Raw genomic sequence first — 16,215 nt, 5'->3', positions numbered from 1 at the left:
GCTCCCAAAAGGCTGCCGCTGGCCACCGCCAGCAGGTTGTAGGCAGCGCCCCCCAACATCCGCGCTTTGCAGGGAAATTGCGGGCTAATCCAGTGGCTGCTGCGGGAGCAAAAATTAAACAGTTGGTTGGGGCCGGGTGGGGCGGTGCTGGGGTGGATGGGCTGAGGAAGAACGGGATCCCGGTCGTGGCGGATGAGAAAAGCTCCTGCCGGCGCATCGCCCGCAAACTGAGGCCAGTAGCCGTAAAAAGTCTGGCGGATGGGCGGCAGATGCACACAGCCAAACACGGGCACGCCCCAGTGCAACAGCGCCAGCGAGCTGCCCCAGATGGGGATCCCGCGGGCAAAATTGGTGGTGCCATCCAAGGGATCCACCACCCAGCACCACTCTTCCTCCGGGAAAATGTGGTTGGACTCCTCGCTCAGGTAGCCGTGAGCCGGATAGGCCGCGGCAATTGCCTTTTGAAAGGTGTCATCTGCCCATTTGTCAGAAGCGGTTACCAAGCTGCCGTCCGCTTTTTCCGTAGAGGAGGCCTGGCCAAAGTCTGCCAAGAGCTGCGATCCGACCCTTGCCGTGGCCTGCAGGGCAAACTCGGTAACCTCCAGCCAGAAGGGGGAGGGAGAGGCGGTTTCACAAAGAGCACCCATGCCCCAATCCTAGCGGGATCCCCAGCTTTTGGGGCGAAAAAGGTTGGCAATGGCAGCGGATCCCTCACAAACAGGTCTTGCGCCCTCAAGCTGACTAGAATCATTTAGGTAAGTCCTCTCCTCGGCTGGCCGTCCTCCTCCATGAACCAGCGCCTAATTGGACAACTGATCGGCAACCGCTACCGACTGACCCACCACATCAGCGAGGGTGGCTACGGCAATGTGTTCGAGGCGGTGGATACCCAGTTGAATGACGAGCCGGTGGCCGTCAAGTTGTTGCGCCCGCCGCCGCCAGACATGGAGCCGGAGTATTACCAGCAACTGCAGCAGCGCTTCCTGGACGAGGCCAGGGTCAGCGCTCTGTTGGGCGAGCACCCCAACATTGTGCAGGTGCGCTCCTATGGCCTCTACCAAAACCAGCCCTACCTGGTGATGGAGTACCTGAATGCCCAACCCTACACCGGCCAGGGGTTGGACTATGTGTTGGCACGGGAAGGCCCCTTGCGCCCAGAGCGGGTGGTGAACTTGGCATTGCAAATTTGCTCGGCCCTGCACCACGCCCACAACTTTCACATGGATCTGGGCAAACACTCGATTCGAGGAGTCATCCACCGCGATATCAAGCCCAGCAACATCTTTGTGCAAAAAGGGCCCGACGGCAAGGAACGGGTCAAGATCCTCGACTTCGGCATTTCCAAGCTCATGGGGGAGACCTCCCGTGGCCTGACGCAAACCGGGTATTTTTTGGGCACGATGGTCTATGCTTCCCCGGAGCAGATGCGGGGAGAGAAGCTGGATGCCCGCTCCGACATCTATTCGCTGGGGGTGGTGCTGTACGAGCTGTTAACCGGTGCCCTGCCCTTCGAGCCAGAGACCGACACCCTGCAGGGCTGGTACCACGTCCACAACTTCCAACAGCCCCGCCCCTTTCAAGACCATCCGCTGCCCCACCCCATCCCTGAGGCCCTGGCAAGGGTGGTGCTGCGCTGCTTGGAGAAAGACCCTGCCCTTCGCCCGGCCACCATGGAGGAGCTGGCCCAGCAGCTCCGAGCCGTCTATGGGGATCAGATCCCGCCTCCCGCCTCCTCGGCTCCTCCTCAACAGGTTTCTCTTCAGCGGATCCCTGCGGGGTTTGGCCAGCAGGCGGCTGCGTCGGAAGCTGAGGCGGAAAAGCTCCAGCGGGCGGTGCATTTGATCGAGGCAGGCGAATACAAAATGGCCGTCCACCTGCTCAACGAGCTGATCCAGAGCGCCCCCAACGAAGCCCGCTACTATCTGTACCGCGGCCTGGCCCACCAGCGGCAGGGCCATTGGGGCCTTGCCCAGATGGACTATCAAGGAGTGCTGCGGCTGGAGCCGGGCAACCCCTCGGCAGAACAGGGCCTGCGCGAGGTTGAACAGCAGGTCGGCCAGGAACAGGTTAGCCCCCACCCGAAGCCCACCCTCCCCACCTCAAGCAAGCCCCGCCAGAGCAAAGGATTGGCCCTGGTCTGGCTCCTGGCCAATTGGGCGGCGGCTGGGATTGGCTATCTGGGGCTGGGGGCGGCAGCTCCCCTCCTAGCTGCTTTGGGTTCGCTCCAAGGAGCGGTGGCTGGGGCCAGCCTTGGCTTGGGAATGGGGCTACTCCAGTGGGCGGTATTGCGACGGCAGGTTTCTTGGCGGTGGGTGGCGGCTACGCTACTGGCCACGGCTTTGGGCTGGGTGGCAGCAGATACCCTGGCCCCTCAGGTGGGGGTGGCAACCTTCGCTTTCGATCCCAGGGATCCCTGGCCACAGAACGCCTTGCAGGCGATGGCCAGCCCGCTGCGTGGCTTGCTGGTGGGGCTTGGCGTCGGTGGATTGCAAGGGATCCTCCTGTCCCGGCACGGGAAAGTCGCCTGGGCCTGGGTCTTGGCGGCAGGGGTAGAAGGGGGAGGGGCAGCCCTGTTGATGGCTTGGCTGCTGGCCGGCACCACCTTGAACCGTTGGCTGCTGCTGAGCGTGGGGCTACTGGCCAACACCCGCCCCCTCAGCGCAAGGGTGCTGTTGAACTTGCGCCGCGTCCCGCCTGTGCAAAACTAACAACAAGCCTCTTAGGGGATCCCGTCCCAATAGTCATTTGCATGTCTCCCTCACCCCCAGCCCCTCTCCCAGAGGGAGTCAGCCCTCACCCCCAGCCCCTCTCCCAGAGGGAGTCAGCCCTCACCCCCAGCCCCTCTCCCAGAGGGAGAGGGGAGTTAGGGATAGGACAGCCTTGCCTAGCAATAACGACGTAGAGAAACGTTTCATTGCCATTTGAAATGGCTCTACAAACTTAACTGCAACCTTCAAGCAGCAAAAAGATCCCCTTTCGAGGATCTTCTTGAGAATACTGTTGCGCCGTTTTACCGTGGTTTTCGACCTGGAAAATCCAGTGTAGGATATCGGGGATGATTGTCGATAGTTTCCAAATCAAGTTTGGCCTACTGCTCTCACATCCACTTCCCATCCTAATTGTCGAAGGGTATCGATCGCAAAAACATAACGGCAGTCACCAACGCCGCAGAATTCTTCGTCGATCATACCGCATTTTTGGGGTGTGCCTGTCAAGTGCTCAGCAAGGGCTTAAGATGAAAGGCAGCTTGACTTTTTGCCGGCCATGCTCAATTCCTGGTTAGACAACATCTACGGCGCCTGGTTTCTGCCGGAGCGCACGTTTCGGGCGTTACGGGAACGGCCTGTTCTCTGGCAAGCCTTTGGGGTGGTGGGGCTGCTTAACATCCTGGAGGTCATTCGCCGCTCCGGAGCAAGCCTGCCGAGCATGGTACTGGCGGTACTGATGGGATCCCTGGGCTGGGTGGGTTTGGCGGCTTTGTTGCAGTTGCTGGCCTTTTGCTTGGGGCGGGCCGCCCCTTCCTTTGCGGCGCTGCTGTGCTTGACGGGGTTTGCCGGTTTGCCGTGGCTGCTACTGGGGCCTGCCCAATCCTTGGGCGGCGTGGCGGGATCCCTGCTGGGCTTTGCAGCACTGCTGTGGTTTGTGGTTTGGCAGGTGCGGGCGGCGGCGGTGGCGCTGGATCTGGAGTGGTGGCGCCTGGTGGGCCTGATCCCCTTGGCTTTCCTAGGAGGGATCCTGGCCCTGAGCTGGCTGACCAGCGGCATTGTGGCCTTGGCTTCTCTGGGCTAGAGGGCCATCAAAGCTTAGCAAGCAGAATGAAGCAGCCCACCAGCCTAGCGGGGCACTCGCTGCAGATGCGGCTTTTCCTCCGGCAAAATCGCGCCTTCTACCGGGCAAACCTGCAAGCAAATGCCACAGTCGATGCAGGCGGCAAAGTCGATCCAGAAGTAGTCGGTGCCTTTGGCATTTTTGCTGTCGCCAGGGTGAATGCAGGCGACGGGGCAGGCCTCCACACAGTCGGCAATGCCTTCGCAAACGTCGGTGACGATGGTATGGGGCATGGATCCCTCCCACTGAATTTGAATCCATCCAATCTCAATGCGGCCAGTTGGCTCAAGATTGCCGGCGGGCCGCAGATGGCTTTGTCATTTTAGGCGAAAACGGGGGTCGGAGCTGAAGCTAGCTCTCTCTTAGGTCTCGCTCTTGAAATTGCCACCAACGGCTGAGGGGCCAATAGAGGGCAGGTGCCCACAGGCTACTTAAAATGGCAGATGTGAGGGCATTGCGTTGATGGTTCCACCAGATGCTCTCCAGAGAACGCGGGCCATCGCCGCCGGTGCTGCTGAGAGACTGCAATCCATCCAGCCAAGTTTGCATTCCTGCTGGATCCAGATTCTCGGATCCCTGCGAGGCCACGAGCCACATCCATTGCAGCGCCATCAGGGTTTCGGCGATCACCACCATACCGAAGACGATCAAGGCCACCGAAATGAAGTCTTCCTGCATGTAGCGTTGTTTTTGCAACTTGGCGGTGAGGATCCCGACTACGGCCAGCCCCAGCGCATGGGTAGGACAAGGGCTGGTCAGCGCATCTTGCAGAAAACCCAGCGTGATCCCGGCAACAGCCCCCTGCCAAGCCTTGCGCCGCACGCTCCAGCACACCACCCAGATCAAGGGCCAATCGGGGGTTAGGCCCGCCAGCTCCAAGCCCGGCCCTCGCCACCAAGGGGCCACCGCTGCCAGCACCCCTGAGAGGGCAGTCACCACCCAATTGAGGCAAGACCCAAGCTTAAGAAGCAGAAGGTTGCGCATAGCGGTAGATCAAGGCCCATTGCAAGAGGCCCAGCGGCGCCGACAGTTCGACAGTGGCTTGAGGAGCAGGGCTGGCGTCCAAGTTGACCGCTCGAACCGTTCCTACCACAACCCCGGCTGGATAAAAGCTGCTGAGGCCCGAGGTCACCACCACATCCCCCACCTCGACTTTGGGAGCCTTGTCGAAAAAGTCCAAAACAGCGCTTTGGGTGCCCGTACCTCGCAAGATGCCCATGTATCGGCTGCGACTCAACATCACCCCGACACGGCTGGTGGGATCGCTGATCAGGAGCACCCGGCTGGTATTGGGAGTAACCGACTCGACTCGCCCGATCAACCCGCCCGGCGCCATGACCACATCTCCCACCCTGACTCCGTGCCGGCTGCCACGGTTGAGGGTGAGCTGTTGCCACCAGTGATCGGCGCTGCGGCCCACCACGGCTGCCGGGATCCCCGCTTGGGGCATTTGCTCGGTAAATTGCAGCAGCCGCTTCAGCTCGCGATTTTGGTACTGCAACTCGGCTACCAGGGCTTGCAGCTCACGGGTGGCAGCCTGGCTGAGCACCGCGGCGGGATCCACAGGCGGACGGGCCGGGGCAGTGATCCAAGTGTACAACTCCACCAACAGGGATCCTTGGGTTTGGCGCAGTCCTGATGCAGCCCCCATCGCTAGAGCAGACAGGAGCAGCCCCAAACCATGGCGCCTCCACCATTGGCGTAGCCGATTCAAGCGATACCTCTCTGACCCACTCGACTCACACCTCAAATCAGGGATGGGAAAAACTCCTCTAGCCCTTGAAGCTGCCGCTCAACACTCGACCCAAGGTTTTAAAATCCTCCAAAACCCGCCCAGTACCCAGCACCACACAACTGAGGGGATCGGGGGCGATGTGAACTAGGATGCCGGTTTCATGGCTGATCAGAGCATCCAGGCCCTTGAGCAACGCTCCCCCTCCGGCCAACATGATGCCGCGGTCGATGATGTCGGCGGCCAACTCCGGCGGCGTACGCTCCAGGGTGCGCTTAATGGCTTCCACGATCACCGAGAGGGGCTCGGCCATGCTCTCGCGAATCTCGGTGCTTTTCACCGTGACGGTCCGGGGCAGGCCGGAGAGCAGGTGTAACCCGCGCACTTCCATGCTCAGCTCCTCTTGAATCGGGTAAGCAGAGCCGATCTGAATCTTGATCTCTTCAGCGGTGCGCTCCCCAATGGTGAGGTTGTGAACTTTTTTCATGTACTGGATGATGGCTTCGCTCAGCTCATCTCCCGCCACTCGCACCGACTCGCTCAGCACGATCCCCTGTAAACTCAGGACAGCCACCTCGGTGGTGCCGCCGCCGATGTCGATGATCATGTTCCCGGTGGGCTCTTGCACCGGCAGGCCGGCCCCGATCGCTGCTGCCACCGGCTCGTCCACCAAATACACCTCCCGCGAGCCGGCTTGCAGGGCCGCTTCCATTACCGCCCGTCGCTCCACACCGGTTACGCCGCTGGGGATCCCGATCACAATGCGCGGAGCAATCAGGTAGCGGCCCTCGTGCACGCGATGGATGAAGTGTTTGAGCATCATCTCCGCCGTGTCAAAGTCGGCGATCACCCCATCTCGCAGAGGGCGCACCGCCACAATGTTGCCCGGAGTACGGCCCAACATTTTTTTGGCATCTTCCCCCACGGCCAGGGGTTGCTTGGTGTTTTGGTCGATGGCGACCACAGAGGGCTCTTGTAGGACAATGCCTCGCCCAGCCACGTAGACCAGCGTGTTGGCAGTGCCCAAATCAATGCCCATGTCACGGGAAAATCGGCTGAATAGCCCCACGGTCAGTTGCTCCAGTCTTTATTGGGAAGAACCAGCAAGCTCTGGTACCTACTATAGTTCAGTTCCGTAGGAGAATCTCCCTGACACCCACTCTTCTAAGGGGCGGGGGGCCGCGCTTCCTGCCGTTTAAGCTATAAAGTGCTTCACACCGCCGACGCGAACGAGAACGTATGAGCGAAGCCCTGCCATGGCTGCTGGCTTGTTTCCGGAAATGGCTGCCTTTTCCTGAGAAGTGGCTGCCGCCGGAGAGCTATTGGGTAGGGGGATCCCTGCGGGATGCTTACCTGGCTTGGCTGCGGGGCAGGGCCGAGGATGCGGAAGCGCCGGCGGATTTGGATCTGATGTGCGCTGCGGATCCCGTGGGGTGGGCGGCGGGGGTGGCGCGGCGGCTGCGGGCGGGCTTTGTGGTGTTGGATGCCGAGCGGCAGATTGCCCGTATGGTGTTGGCAAAGTTAACTGTGGATGTGGGGCTGCAGGCAGGTCCCACCCCAGAGGCGGATCTGGAGCAGCGGGATTTCACCTGTAATGCCCTGGCCTTGGATCTGCAAAGGGAGCAACTGCTGGATCCCACCGGCGGACGAGCCGATATTCGCCAGGGCCGGATGCGCATGGTACACCCCGACAACCTGAGCGCCGACCCGGTGCGGCTGCTGCGGGCCTACCGCCAGGCGGCCCAACTGGGGTTTGCGCTGGATCCGGCCACCGAGGAGGCGATCCGAGAGCGGGCCCCCCTTTTGGCCCAGGTAGCGGCAGAACGGGTGCGAGCAGAGGTGGTGGCCCTGCTGGCAACAGGGATGGCGGGGCTGGCCCACCTGCAGGCGGCGGTGGCGGCGGGGTTGCTGCAGGCTTGGCTGCCCCGCTTGCAAGCGGAGAGTCCGGGCTTCCTTCAAGCTCAAGCGGTGTGGTGGTGGGCCGAGACCTGGCAACGGCAGTATCCCCGCACCCTGGCAGAGCTGGCCCAACCTTTGACGGAAGGTGCCCCGCACCGCTCACGCGAAGGGAGCAGCAGGCTGCTGGCGGCGGTGCTGGCGGCCTTGCTGTGGGATCCGGCGGGAACCCCGGCAGCAGTGGTGGAAACCGAGCTGGAACGGCTGCGCTTCAGCCGCGCAGAAATGCGGGCCATCCAAAAGCTGCACCACCTCTTGCCTCAGCTCCAGTCTCTTCTGGCCGACTCCCCCACCCCTGCGCAACAGTGGCGGCTCTATCACCAGGCGGGATCCCTGTTCGGCGGCCTGGCGCTGTTGGCAGCAGCCACGGGCGGCGACCCCCAAAAGCTGGAGTCTTGGCTTCAGCGCTACGAAGATCCCCAGGATCCCTTGGCCCATCTGGTGCCCCTGCTGGATGGCCAGGATCTGGTGGACAGCTTGGGGGCCAAACCCGGCCCCTGGGTAGGTCAGTTGTTGCAAGCCCTGCAAGAGGCGCAGGCTTGGGGGCAGATCCAAACCCGTGCCGAGGCACTCTCCTTTGCCCGCCAGTGGCGTGGGAGAGGCTCTCAAAACACCCCAGAACACTAGCCGAAGCGATAGCCGAAACCGCGCACCGTTACCAAATACTCGGGGTTGCTGGGATCCAGCTCCAACTTTTCCCGCAGCCAGCGGATGTGCACATCCACGGTTTTGCTGTCGCCCATAAAGTCGGATCCCCAGATGCGCTCCAGAAGCTGCTCCCGCGTCCAGACGCGGCGGGGGTTGGACATAAACAGCTCCAACAGACGAAACTCCTTGGGGGAGAAACTGACCTCAACACCCCGCACCAACACGCGACACTCCTGAGTAAACATGCACACATCCCCGTAGCGGAGCACCGTGGCATCGCTGGGGTGGGACTGCTGCTGCCGGCGCAACACCGAGCGACAGCGGGCGATCAGCTCCCGCATGCCGAAGGGCTTGGTCAGGTAGTCGTCGGCGCCTAGCTCCAGGCCCACCACCCGGTCGGTCTCGCTGCTTTTGGCCGTCAGCATCAAAATGGGAAGCGTGTTGCCCTCCCTGCGCAACAGCCGGCAGAGATCCAGGCCGTTCAAGCTGGGCAACATCAGATCCAGGATCATCAAATCCAGCCGCTCCGCCGTATACACCAACTCCAGCGCTTGCCGGCCATCGGCGGCCTGTAAAACTTGATACCCCTGTTCTTCCAAAGCCAGGGCAACTGTCTCCCGAATGGCATCCTCGTCATCCACCACCAACAGGGTCTCCAGAAGGGGAGAGGCTTCCCTAGTTTGAGGGAGTGAACCGGTCATGGAGAGGGTTGCTTGCATACAGAACTCCGTCGCGCCTGCGCGAACGGCCTCACAGGGGAAGAAGGGCAAGTGCAGCTACCTTCAACAGCAGCCCCCCGATAGGATATCAAACTTCTAGGCCAGCCAATGGGGTGAAAGGCTGGGAAGAGAACGGGGGCAGAACGCTTGCCCAGACTCATGAGACGACGAAGGGGGCTACAAGAGTTCCAAAGCCCCGCAATTCAGGATAATTTAAGGTCAAGGTGAAGCCGTTCGTTCTTCACCACCAGCCGGTGAGTCTAAGCCTTTCTTTTCTCCCCCCGTAAGTTGCGCAGGGGGGTTCGCGTTTGCTGGTGGGTCAGAGCCCGGAAGCAGCGTGGAGCGCCGGGGAAAAGTCTCAAACTGAGGAGCTATCTCTGTGTTAAGCGAGCGTGAACTTTTTTAACGATCCGAGTATGGGTTGCCGAGAGCGTAACTTAAGCCTCGTAGAATGAGTCGCAAAATTCCAGGCAGGACCTTCGGACATGGATTACATTCGCACCTTTAACGACGATCCCTGCGAGGGGCATCTTTCGACGCCTATTAGCGATTCTCCTGTCACCCGTCTGTTTATCAACAATCTCCCCATCAACCGTCCTGGCCTATCGCCGCTGTTGCGGGGGCTGGAGATTGGGTTGGCGCATGGCTATTTCTTGGTGGGGCCGGAAATCGTGGTGGGCCCGCTGCGCGACTATCCTGAGGCGGCCAATTTGGGTGGGCTGGTCACGGCCATGGTGATTGTGTTGCTGGGAACCGCCTGCATGTCTGCGTATGGCAGTGTTACCTTTGGAAACAAGCCGGAAACGCCGGGAGCCAATCCTCTATCTACGGCGCGTGGCTGGGGGGATCTGACGGCAGGATTTTTCTTGGGAGGCATGGGTGGCGTCTTTGCTGCCTACTTCCTGTTGGAGAACTTTGCCGGGATCGACGCCATCTTTCGAGGGTTGGTGAATTAGTTGTCAAGCTTGTCAAGACACTGGAGAGGAGCAAAACCATGACCGGTTCTTACGCTGCTGCTTATCTTCCTTGGATTTTCGTCCCCATTGTCGGTTGGCTGCTTCCGGCAGTAACCATGGCCGTGCTCTTTTTGTACATTGAGCGCGACTAATTTGTTCTAGTCTCAATTGGTCTTAGAAGAGGGATCCCTAGAGAAGGGATCCCTTGCTTTTTGGGCAGACCTTGGCGCAACGGCTGTTTCTATCCCCCCTGCTGTCTTCCCAAAAGCTGGGGCAGCACCCGACCGAGGTTGAGTCTTCTTGCTTTTGGGAAAGGGGAACTTCCAAAGCGTCTCGGCTCCCCTACCACCGCCCTTGATGCTGCCTATGCAATCTAAAAGCAGGAGCTCAAAAAGTTCCGCGAAGACATTGACTACGTCAAAGGAGCAACTGGCCTAGCCATTGCTTATAGATGGTCTTGACACTCCTCCGACTAAAGTCGGCTCTCCCAGGGGGATCCGCCCTCACCCCCAGCCCCTCTCCCTCTGGGAGAGGGGAGCGGGAGAAAGGGCTCCGCATCCCTACCACAGGCAACTGTGCCAGCCAGGCATATTGCTGCTTCAAGAGATCATGCGCTCGAGAGCAAGTTGCAAATCTTGAGTTAGCTCGGCTACTGCCTGTCTGGCTTCCTGGCGGCCTTGGCGGTACTGGCGTTCCCATCGCTGGCTCACCAAGATGGGATCCCCCACCGTAACTTGAACTTCTCGCCAACCCAGGCGAGGCCGGGCCGGGTAGGGATCGCCGCGCAGGCGGGCCAAGACATCAAACAGGATCAGGGCACTTTCTGCCAGCCGCTCAAAAGAAGGCCTGCTCAGCAAGTACTCTTCTTGCACGGCCACGCAGCTTTCCACCAGGCGCATGTGCTGCAGGTAGAGGGTGGCCTGCTGGGCTTTCCAGTTGAGCAACCCCCGCTGCAGCGGGGCCAGGGATCCGGGATGCCGCAATTCTTCTCGGTAGATCTGGGTCCAGGCGGCTTCTTCGATGCGGCGGCAACGGCTGTTCCAGTCCCCTTGGGGAGACAGACCAAAGTAGGTCTCGGCTGTCTGCAGCGCCGTGTGGAGCAGCCGTTCCAGGCGGGCGTTGAAAGGCGCCCCAGAAGGAAGAGGGGGAAGGCCGTAAAACGTTTCCATCTGGGCCAGCAGGTGGTGGGCCAGGCCACAGATCCGCTGAGCACAGTGGCGGTTTGCGGAAGGCTTGGGATCCGCCGGCGGCGTCAGGCCACTGAGGCGCTCGAGGTGGCTTAGCAGGCGCTCCAGCTTTTTCCAAGAGGGCTTTAGGTAGCGATATTGGATCCCGATGGGCACCACAACCACCTTTTCCGAACGACCGGCTTTGGCCAGGTCTTCGGCGCACCAAAAGGCCAGTTGCGCCGTTCCCGGCTCCAGAGGATTGACCCGCTCGCTGTGGCCATTGGTGGCCCCTTCCGGGGCGATCCCAAAAGGAAATGGGCCGTCCAGCAGTAGGCGCCGCGCCGCCGCCAGCGCCAGCCGATCCACCCGCCGTCCCCGATGCACAGGGATCCCGCCCAGGCGAGACAGAAGCCACCCTAGCCACTCGCCACCCCAAAGAGGCATGCCCCGGTCGTAGAGAAAATGGGCGTGAATGGGTTTGCGGAGGGGGATCCCTTGGCGACGGGCAGCCTGCGGCACCAGGCGAGAGAGCACGTAGAGGCCCACCAGGGGATCATCCACCTCCACATGGCGGAAAGCGAGGATCAGCCGGATCTGGCCCGCCTGAAACTGGTGGTAGAGCTGCGCCAGGGTCTGCACGCCCCTAGCCTCGATTTTGGCAATGCCGGAAGGAAGCCAGGGCCGCACCCTCAGCCGCAACAGCAGTGGCAGGATCCCGTGGACAAGCCGCAGCACCCAGGGCTTGTAGGCCGGCGGGATAAAGTCTAGGGGGGGACGGGCAAAAGAGGGAGGTGGTGGCGAAAACAAGGCTTTTTCTCAAATACTGAATTGCTCAAGCTAGGCCCAATCAAATCCCCATCCAATCGATCGGGTTATGGTCGTTTCAAATTTACCCTCACCCCCGGCCCCTCTCCCTGAGGCATCCCTCACCCCCGGCCCCTCTCCCTGAGGGAGAGGGGAGGATGGCCAGATAGCGCTGTTTGGGTTTCGGTGCGACAAGAGGCTGAGTGCCTTTCTCTCTCTAACTCAGGGTGGCTACGGGCTGGGCCTCTACCAAAAGTTGCTGGGTTTGCAAGTCGAAGATAGTGGCCAGCAGCCGCCGCGAGGCATCGACGGCAAATTCCACCTTGAGGCGATCTTCTCCTGCCCGGCCTGGGGGTTGCAGGCGGGCCAGACAAGCCGGCTCGGCGCCAGGGGCCAGGGATCGAAAATCGGTTTGTCGAGTGAGTTGGCGGCTGCTCATGCGCCCCAGCTCGTCGTAAACCACCTCGGCCTGGGCCACCTGAGCCACTTCTCCCACATCGAGGCGAATTTCGGTTTGCCCGTCGTTGGCCACCTGCAAGATCAAGGGCTCGGAGCGTCGGCAGGGGTAGGGGCTGCCCCGCTCAAACAGAGGGTAGTAGATATAGCTTTTTTGCAAGGGATCCCAGAGGCGGATGGCGTAGCTGTGGTGCAGGCGATCCTCCAGCTTAACTTGGCGGCCCACCTGCAGGGCGCCCAAGGCCACAGCGTCGAAGGGGCGTTCGCAGCGGACTTTCTTTTTGCCAAAGTAGGAGCGGAGCAGCTCTTGGACTGCCGGCAGTTGGGAGCTGCCTCCCACCAGGAGCACCTGCTCAATTTGGCCTTTGCCCACTCCCCTGGCCTGGGCAGTGAGAAGCACATCGTCTAGGCACTGGCGGATTTGATCCAAGAGCTGGTGGGTTTCTAAAATCTCCTCCAGCACCTGCCGATCCAACTGCAGCTCATAGGCAGTTAGGGCCTCGTCGTCAAACCAACTGCCCACCGCCTTGGGCTGGGCAGAAAGGGCGATCTTGAGCTGTTCTGCCTGCTCCAAAAGGGTAATCCAGCTCAGGGCTCCCAGCTGCTGCCGGCTCAGCCCCAGTTGCCCCAGCAGGTATTCGGCAATCCAGATGTCGATGTCCAATCCGCCCACGTAGGCGTCGGCCTTGGCAATCACCTCCGCCTTGAGGACAGGGTCGCCCGGCTGAGGGGGAAGGGTGCGCACCAGGCTGAGATCCAAGGTGCCGCCACCGAAATCCACCACCAGCACAAGGGATCCCGGCTGGCCAACCGCATAGCCCAGGGCAGCAGCAGTGGCCTCGTCCACAATCTGAATGGGATCCCCGGCCACCCTCCGCAGCCAGTTTAAGTAGCGCTCAAAAGAGCCGACGGGAGCTGTAAACACCACCTGTTGCGGCTGCGGGTACTCTTGTTGGATGGCTTCCATCACCGCCTGCAAAAAAGCCTGGGCCACCCTCTCGGCATCGTAGCGCTCCCCATCCAGAACTCGCGGCGGGGGCACAAACTCCGCCACCAGATCCCGCTTGAAGCCCTGAAACAAGCGCTGCGGATCCACTGCCCCCCAGCGCCCGGCGCGCACGGTTTCTCCCACCAAGAGCTGGCCTTTTCCCTTGACGTAGACCAGGCTGGGAATAGCCGCGTAACTGGGGCGGGAGAGGCCGGGAAGGCTGAGCAGGCGGGGCGCTTCTTGTCCAAGATCCCAAACCGCCACAACCGTATTGCTGGTGCCAAAATCAATAGCCAGCGTCGCTTTGGGGACGGGTGCCATCAGCTCAATCCTCCGGGCAGGGAGCGACTAACTTTGGCCGGGCAAAGAATGCGTTGGCCGCAGCGGTAGCCGACAAAGCGGATATAGACAGGATCCCCAGGCCGAATGTCCGGCTGATCCGGCTGGTGCAGTTGCGGGTCGAAGGGGACAGATTCAAGAGGGCTGCCGATGGCTTCATACCCCCACTGCTGCAGCAGGGCATCCAGCGACCGGAACAGAGCCGTCACGTTCTGGGCCGGCCAATCCGGCTTGCGCCGGGCAATCTCGCGGACGGTGGGGTAGCTGGTCAGCAGCGGCTGCAGCAGGGAGAAGATTGCCTCTGCATTGTCAGAGCCCCTTCCGCCGCCAAGCAGGGATCCCACATCCCACCGGAGAGCGGCAGCCAACTTTTGCAGTTGCTCCAGGCGCAGGGATCCCCACCGCCCTTGACGCACCTGATCGAGGGCGCGGCGGCTGATCCCTGCTTGAGCTTGCAAGGCCTGCCATGAGGAAAGGCCAACGGCTTGCATCCGTTCCCGCAGCCAACTGTCCAGCGGTCTCTCGGCCATTGGGTTTTGCCAGGGATCCCTATGATCATGCCCCAACTGGGGCCTGGGTCAGGGATCCCCAAAGCGCAGGGAGCGGGCTATGGCTTCCACATCCCGGTCGTAGCGCTCGCGCCGGCTAGCCGGATAGACCAATTCAAAGCCAGCCTCTAGAGAGGGGCGGACAAGCTTTTTGAGATAGAAAATCCGCAAGCTGCCTGGCTCGTAGCCGGAGACCACGAAAAAATCCCGACCGGCAACTTGATAGGTAACCCGGCGTCCGCTTTCTCGGCTGCGCTGCAACTCCTCTTGCAGGGCGCTGGCGGGCGTTGCTTGAAAAATATTGTACCCACCCCAAACGCGGAGCTCAGCCCCCTCTTCGCCGACAAACACCTGACCGTCGCCGCTATCGGATTCCCCTTGGGGGACAAAATCGGCCGGATAGTCGAGGCGATAGCCAAAGCGGGCATTGATGTAGGGCTGAAAACTTGACTGGGCCAGTACCAAAAGAGCGGGTGAGGCCAGAGCCGGGATCCCTTTTCCCACAAAGAGAGCGGCGAGCAGACAGGCTAAGCAAGCAGCAGATCTCATGGTTTCGAGTTTTTCGGATCTGCGGCCATTCTAGGCTCCTTTTTTCTAAACTGCTGCTGGCAAAGGGATCCCTCACCCCCAACCCCTCTCCCACAGGGAGAGGGGAGAAGGATAGGGTTTCCAGCTTGTTGATTTGATGTCGATTAACTCCGCCGGTCGCTATCGAGGTTTTGCCCGGAGCGCAGCAGTTCAATTTTTTCTCTAGCTCGCTGGATAGCGGCGCAGTTGTCCACTGCTGCCCAGGTGGAGGCCAGAAAAAGTCCAGGGAGAGAAACTTCTCCTTCTTCGTCGCCAAACAACACGCCGTTCGCGTCAGCGGGACGGAGTCCTTACAAAAATGCACCACCCCAAAAAGACCATCAGCGCTTTCCATCGCCGCGTATAAATGTAGGCTGCAAAAGCCAGCAATAACGACAAAAAGATTGCCACTCCCTGAGACTTTTGAGAAAGGGCATAGGTGCGGCGTAGTTCTTCGTCTATGCGCTTTTGATCTTCTTGCTGGAGCAACTCTTGCAGATGCTTGTCCATAAAGGCCGCTCCCCAAAATCAGACGGCCTCATCCTAAAGATCCCTGGAAGTCCCCTATTCAAAGCCGGTTTTGGCGGGATCCCACCCTCTAGGGCGGCAAATAGTCGCCTTCCCGCGTTTCCGACTTTTGTAAAATAGGGAGGCCTGTCTCCTATTGCCGGCTGCCCAGCCCGCACCAACAGATTTGCCATGACCTCAACTCCTCTTGCTGCTGCCCACGCTGTTGCTTGGGATCCCCTTGACCCACAGGTGCGCCCGGATCCCCAGGGCCGGTTTGGGCCGTTTGGGGGCCGCTTTGTGCCGGAAACCCTGATGAGCGCCCTGACGGAGCTGGAGGAAGCCTTTGAGCGGCACTGGCAGGATCCCGAGTTTCGCGCCGAGTTGCACAGCTTGTTGCGGGATTTTGTCGGGCGGCCCAGCCCCCTCTACTTTGCCCAGCGGCTTACCGAACACTACGGCGGCCCCCAGATCTACCTCAAACGGGAAGACCTCAACCACACCGGCGCCCACAAGATCAACAACGCCCTCGGCCAAGTGCTACTGGCGGTGCGCATGGGCAAGCGGCGGATCATCGCCGAGACCGGCGCCGGCCAACATGGGGTGGCCACGGCAACGGTGTGCGCCCGCTTCGGCCTGGAATGCGTCATCTACATGGGGGCGCTGGACATGGAGCGGCAGGCCCCCAACGTGCAGCGGATGCGCCTGTTGGGCGCTGAGGTGCGCGGGGTGGAAGCCGGCACGGCCACCCTCAAAGATGCCCTCTCCGAGGCCATCCGCGACTGGGTAACCCATGTGGAGACCACCCACTACGTCATTGGCACGGTGGCCGGGCCCCACCCCTACCCGAAGCTGGTGCGGGCCTTTCACGATGTCATTGGCCAGGAGACGCGGCAGCAGTGTCAGGAGAAATGGGGAGGGTTGCCGGACGTGTTGCTGGCCTGTGTGGGCGGCGGCTCCAATGCCCTGGGCCTGTTCAACGAGTTTATCCGCGATCC

General features: G+C 61.0%; 17 protein-coding genes. 6 read left to right on the top strand and 11 right to left on the bottom strand.

Annotated features, from left to right (window positions below; genetic code table 11):
* Positions 1 to 647: inositol monophosphatase family protein (locus tag NW857_RS00995; RefSeq protein ID WP_414367731.1), on the bottom strand; the 647-nt coding region annotated here is incomplete at its 3' end.
* Positions 648 to 788: 141 nt separating this feature from the next.
* Between NW857_RS00995 and NW857_RS00990 the strand changes: the two genes are divergently transcribed.
* Positions 789 to 2,708 (top strand): protein kinase domain-containing protein, encoded by a 1,920-nt coding sequence (locus NW857_RS00990; protein WP_414367730.1) that lies wholly within the window; start codon positions 789 to 791, stop codon positions 2,706 to 2,708.
* Between the two features lie 556 nt (positions 2,709 to 3,264).
* Complete coding sequence (locus NW857_RS00985) at positions 3,265 to 3,789, top strand: YIP1 family protein (RefSeq protein ID WP_414332949.1); 525 nt, start codon at positions 3,265 to 3,267, stop codon at positions 3,787 to 3,789.
* Positions 3,790 to 3,833: 44 nt separating this feature from the next.
* Here the strand turns inward: NW857_RS00985 and NW857_RS00980 are convergent, their stop codons facing one another.
* The 4 genes from NW857_RS00980 to NW857_RS00965 all read right to left on the bottom strand — a co-directional run bounded on the left by NW857_RS00980 (position 3,834) and on the right by NW857_RS00965 (position 6,629).
* Entirely contained in the window at positions 3,834 to 4,061 is a 228-nt protein-coding gene (locus NW857_RS00980; RefSeq protein WP_414332947.1) for an indolepyruvate ferredoxin oxidoreductase subunit alpha, read from the bottom strand.
* Between the two features lie 118 nt (positions 4,062 to 4,179).
* Positions 4,180 to 4,812 carry a rod shape-determining protein MreD gene (mreD, locus tag NW857_RS00975; protein WP_414332946.1) on the bottom strand — a complete coding sequence of 211 codons (633 nt, stop codon included), beginning with the start codon at positions 4,810 to 4,812 and terminating at the stop codon, positions 4,180 to 4,182.
* Positions 4,790 to 5,479 carry a rod shape-determining protein MreC gene (gene mreC / locus NW857_RS00970; protein WP_414367729.1) on the bottom strand — a complete coding sequence of 230 codons (690 nt, stop codon included), beginning with the start codon at positions 5,477 to 5,479 and terminating at the stop codon, positions 4,790 to 4,792. The genes mreD and mreC overlap by 23 nt, the downstream gene beginning before the upstream one ends.
* Positions 5,480 to 5,600: 121 nt before the next feature.
* Positions 5,601 to 6,629 (bottom strand): rod shape-determining protein, encoded by a 1,029-nt coding sequence (locus NW857_RS00965; protein WP_414332942.1) that lies wholly within the window; start codon positions 6,627 to 6,629, stop codon positions 5,601 to 5,603.
* Between the two features lie 170 nt (positions 6,630 to 6,799).
* On the opposite strand from NW857_RS00965, the gene NW857_RS00960 reads away from it, so the two are divergent.
* Complete coding sequence (locus NW857_RS00960) at positions 6,800 to 8,143, top strand: CCA tRNA nucleotidyltransferase (RefSeq protein ID WP_414332940.1); 1,344 nt, start codon at positions 6,800 to 6,802, stop codon at positions 8,141 to 8,143.
* Here the strand turns inward: NW857_RS00960 and NW857_RS00955 are convergent.
* Complete coding sequence (locus tag NW857_RS00955; RefSeq protein ID WP_414332939.1) at positions 8,140 to 8,865, bottom strand: response regulator; 726 nt, start codon at positions 8,863 to 8,865, stop codon at positions 8,140 to 8,142. The genes NW857_RS00960 and NW857_RS00955 overlap by 4 nt on opposite strands.
* Positions 8,866 to 9,368: 503 nt before the next feature.
* Between NW857_RS00955 and NW857_RS00950 the strand changes: the two genes are divergently transcribed.
* Together NW857_RS00950 and NW857_RS00945 are read left to right on the top strand one after the other, a co-directional pair.
* Positions 9,369 to 9,839 (top strand): photosystem I reaction center protein subunit XI, encoded by a 471-nt coding sequence (locus NW857_RS00950; protein ID WP_414332937.1) that lies wholly within the window; start codon positions 9,369 to 9,371, stop codon positions 9,837 to 9,839.
* A gap of 38 nt (positions 9,840 to 9,877) precedes the next feature.
* Positions 9,878 to 9,991 carry a photosystem I reaction center subunit VIII gene (locus NW857_RS00945; protein ID WP_011428960.1) on the top strand — a complete coding sequence of 38 codons (114 nt, stop codon included), beginning with the start codon at positions 9,878 to 9,880 and terminating at the stop codon, positions 9,989 to 9,991.
* 447 nt (positions 9,992 to 10,438) lie between these two features.
* On the opposite strand, the gene NW857_RS00940 is transcribed toward NW857_RS00945, so the two are convergent.
* The 5 genes from NW857_RS00940 to NW857_RS00920 form a co-directional block, all read right to left on the bottom strand.
* Positions 10,439 to 11,815 (bottom strand): 1-acyl-sn-glycerol-3-phosphate acyltransferase, encoded by a 1,377-nt coding sequence (locus NW857_RS00940; protein ID WP_414367727.1) that lies wholly within the window; start codon positions 11,813 to 11,815, stop codon positions 10,439 to 10,441.
* Between the two features lie 214 nt (positions 11,816 to 12,029).
* Entirely contained in the window at positions 12,030 to 13,577 is a 1,548-nt protein-coding gene (locus tag NW857_RS00935; protein ID WP_414367725.1) for an Hsp70 family protein, read from the bottom strand.
* Positions 13,577 to 14,125: a hypothetical protein gene (locus tag NW857_RS00930; RefSeq protein WP_414332932.1), complete on the bottom strand. Its 549-nt coding sequence runs from the start codon at positions 14,123 to 14,125 to the stop codon at positions 13,577 to 13,579. The genes NW857_RS00935 and NW857_RS00930 overlap by 1 nt, the downstream gene beginning before the upstream one ends.
* 48 nt (positions 14,126 to 14,173) lie before the next feature.
* Entirely contained in the window at positions 14,174 to 14,692 is a 519-nt protein-coding gene (locus NW857_RS00925; RefSeq protein ID WP_414332930.1) for a hypothetical protein, read from the bottom strand.
* Positions 14,693 to 15,004: 312 nt separating this feature from the next.
* Positions 15,005 to 15,220 (bottom strand): hypothetical protein, encoded by a 216-nt coding sequence (locus NW857_RS00920; RefSeq protein WP_414332928.1) that lies wholly within the window; start codon positions 15,218 to 15,220, stop codon positions 15,005 to 15,007.
* A gap of 189 nt (positions 15,221 to 15,409) precedes the next feature.
* Here NW857_RS00920 and trpB point away from each other — a divergent pair.
* On the top strand, positions 15,410 to 16,215 hold an 806-nt coding region (gene trpB, locus NW857_RS00915), incomplete at its 3' end, for a tryptophan synthase subunit beta (RefSeq protein ID WP_414367723.1).

The sequence above is a fragment of the Synechococcus sp. H55.9 genome, assembly GCF_047462355.1.
GTDB lineage: Bacteria > Cyanobacteriota > Cyanobacteriia > Thermostichales > Thermostichaceae > Thermostichus.
The sequence above is the reverse complement of the archived record's forward strand: the minus strand, read 5'-3'. Positions and strand labels throughout refer to the sequence as shown.